Here is a 3,154-nt window from a genome sequence, read left to right as displayed (position 1 = left end):
TATTGGGTCACGGTGCATACCAAGCTCCGGACTGGACTGCCGACTGGCTGCACCGCGAGCTGGTTGCATGGTTGGATCTGACTGCGCAAGAAACTTACGGCAAAAAATTTGACGAAGTTTCTCCTGAAGAACAAGCTGTTCTGAAAACCCGTTTGGCTGACGAATACCGCAACCAAAGCCGTGTTAAGGAAGATGGTTCTGTCGTTGTCAGTGAAACTCGTGTGAAAGCGATCGAAAGCATCCTGCCTTACTACCACGGTGTGTACAGTGACGATCCTAAGTTCCAAACCACTCGCGAACACTTTGCAATGAAAAACAACACATTGCCAAGCCCAGAAGCGCGTGAAAAACTGTTCAACTTCTTCTTCTGGACTTCTTGGTCTGCTTCGACCAACCGTCCTGACGAGACTTTCACCTACACCAACAACTGGCCACACGAGCCTTTGATCAACAATGTACCGACTACTGAAAACTACATGTGGTCTTTCACCAGCGTGGTATTGTTGCTGATGGGTATCGGCTTGTTGATGTGGGGTTACTCTTTCTTGACCAAGCATGAAGAGGTTGAAGTACCTACTGAAGATCCTATCTCTAAAGTACAACTGACTCCTTCTCAAAAAGCGTTGGGCAAATATGTATTCCTGACTGTTGCGCTGTTTGTCGTACAAGTACTGTTGGGTGGTTTGACCGCTCACTATACTGTCGAAGGTCAAGGCTTCTACGGTATCGATACCGCACTGGGCTTTGAAATGGCCGACTGGTTCCCATATGCGTTGACCCGTACTTGGCACATTCAATCCGCTATTTTCTGGATTGCAACCGGCTTCCTGACAGCAGGTCTGTTCTTAGCTCCGATTGTGAACGGCGGTAAAGATCCTAAATTCCAACGTGCCGGTGTGAACTTCCTGTACATCGCCCTGTTCATCGTAGTCGGCGGTTCTTACGCAGGTAATTTCTTTGCTTTAACTCACATCATTCCACCTGAACTGAACTTCTGGTTCGGCCACCAAGGTTACGAATACTTGGATTTGGGTCGCTTCTGGCAACTTCTGCTGATGGTCGGCTTGCTGTTGTGGCTGTTCCTGATGTTGCGTTGTACTATCTCTGCCTTTAAAGAAAAAGGTACAGACAAAAACCTGTTGGCTATCTTCGTAGCTTCTATGGTCGGTGTGGGTGTGTTCTACGCTCCTGGCCTGTTCTACGGTGAGAAATCTCCAATCGCCGTGATGGAATACTGGCGTTGGTGGGTGGTTCACCTGTGGGTAGAAGGCTTCTTCGAAGTGTTCGCTACTGCCGCCTTCGCATTCATCTTCTACAACATGGGCTTTGTCCGCCGTAGTACCGCTACTGCTTCTACTCTGGCGGCTGCCGCCATCTTCATGTTGGGCGGTATCCCAGGTACATTGCACCACTTGTACTTCTCTGGCTCTACCTCTGCTTCTATGGCAATCGGTGCATGTTTCTCCGCTTTGGAAGTTGTGCCTTTGGTTCTGCTGGGTCGTGAAGCTTACGAACACTGGTCTTACCAACATCTGTCCGACTGGGCAAAACGTCTGCGTTGGCCTTTGATGTGCTTCGTAGCAGTTGCCTTCTGGAACATGATCGGTGCCGGTGTATTCGGCTTCCTGATTAACCCGCCGATTTCCCTGTTCTACATCCAAGGTCTGAACACTACTGCAGTTCACGCTCACGCGGCTCTGTTCGGTGTGTACGGCTTCTTGGCACTGGGCTTCGTATTGCTGGTTGCCCGCTACCTGAAACCAAACGCACATTTCGACGACAAACTCATGACTTGGGGCTTCTGGCTGCTGAACGGCGGTCTGGTGGGTATGATTGCCATCAGCCTGTTGCCGGTCGGCGTAATTCAAGCTTACGCTTCTATCACTCACGGTCTGTGGTATGCACGTAGCGAAGAATTCCTGCAAATGGAAATCCTGGATACCCTGCGTTGGGTTCGTACCGCTGCTGACTTGATCTTTATCGGTGGTGCTGTCTGCGTTGCTATCCAAGCTACCAAAATCGTATTCAGCCGCGATAAATAATCTTAAGCTGAATTAAATCGAAGGCCGTCTGAAAAGTTTTCAGACGGCCTTTCTGTTATAATTTCAACATTCTTAAATTGACAAGACAAAACATTATGTTCAACCAAGCAGCTCAAGAGCTGACCACTGTTCGCGATTTATTGCGTTTCGCCGTCAGCCGTTTTAATGATGCCGGACTGTTTTTCGGACACGGAAGTGATAATGCCCATGACGAGGCGGCCTATCTGATTTTGCACACTTTGAACCTGCCTTTGGATACGTTGGAACCTTATTTGGATGCCAAATTGTTGCAAAGTGAGAAGGAAGAAGTGTTGTCCATTATCGAACGCCGTACGGTTGAGCATATTCCTGCCGCGTATCTGACGCATCAGGCATGGCAGGGCGAGTTTGATTTTTATGTCGATGAGCGCGTTATTGTGCCTCGTTCTTTCATTTATGAATTGCTTGGCGACGGTATCCGTCCTTGGATTGAACACGATGAGTTGGTGCATCGAGCTTTGGATTTGTGTACCGGTAGCGGCTGTTTGGCCATTCAAATGGCGCATCACTATCCCGATGCACAAATCGATGCCGTGGATTTAAGCTTGGATGCGCTGGAAGTGGCCGCGATCAATATTGAAGATTATGGTTTGGAAGACCGCATCAGCTTGGTGCATACCGATTTGTTTGAAGGTTTGGATGAAACATACGACTTAATTGTTTCCAATCCGCCTTATGTCGATGCGGAATCTGTGGAAGCGTTGCCTGATGAATACCTGCATGAGCCGGAATTGGCTTTGGGCAGTGGCGAAGATGGTTTGGACGCTACACGTCAAATCATTCTGCAAGCGGCAAAATATCTGAATCCGAAAGGTGTATTGTTGGTTGAAATCGGTCACAACCGTGAGGTATTGGAAGCGGCTTATCCCGAATTACCGTTTACTTGGTTGGAAACCAGCGGTGGCGATGGGTTTGTATTCTTGTTGACCCGCGAGCAATTACTGGGTGAAGAATAGTTTATTTTGATATAAATAAAACAAAGGCCGTCTGACAAAGTTTCAGATGGCCTTGGTTTTGTATAATCTTTAATACTTTAAGAAAATACAAATGCCTATGGTATGCTGAATATGAAA

2 protein-coding genes are annotated in these 3,154 nt (G+C 47.9%); both read left to right on the top strand.

Features of this window, described 5'->3' with window-relative positions; all coding sequences use genetic code 11:
- Nucleotides 1-2,042 (top strand): nitric-oxide reductase large subunit (locus tag ACTHUT_RS16620; protein WP_440419111.1); only part of this gene is annotated, 2,042 nt, incomplete at its 5' end.
- 95 nt (nt 2,043-2,137) lie between these two features.
- Nucleotides 2,138-3,037 (top strand): 50S ribosomal protein L3 N(5)-glutamine methyltransferase, encoded by a 900-nt coding sequence (gene prmB, locus ACTHUT_RS16615; protein ID WP_250599969.1) that lies wholly within the window; start codon nt 2,138-2,140, stop codon nt 3,035-3,037.
- Nucleotides 3,038-3,154 lie beyond the last annotated feature (117 nt).

Source organism: Neisseria sp. P0022.S010, from assembly GCF_051956635.1.
This window is presented reverse-complemented; position numbering and strand designations above follow the sequence as displayed.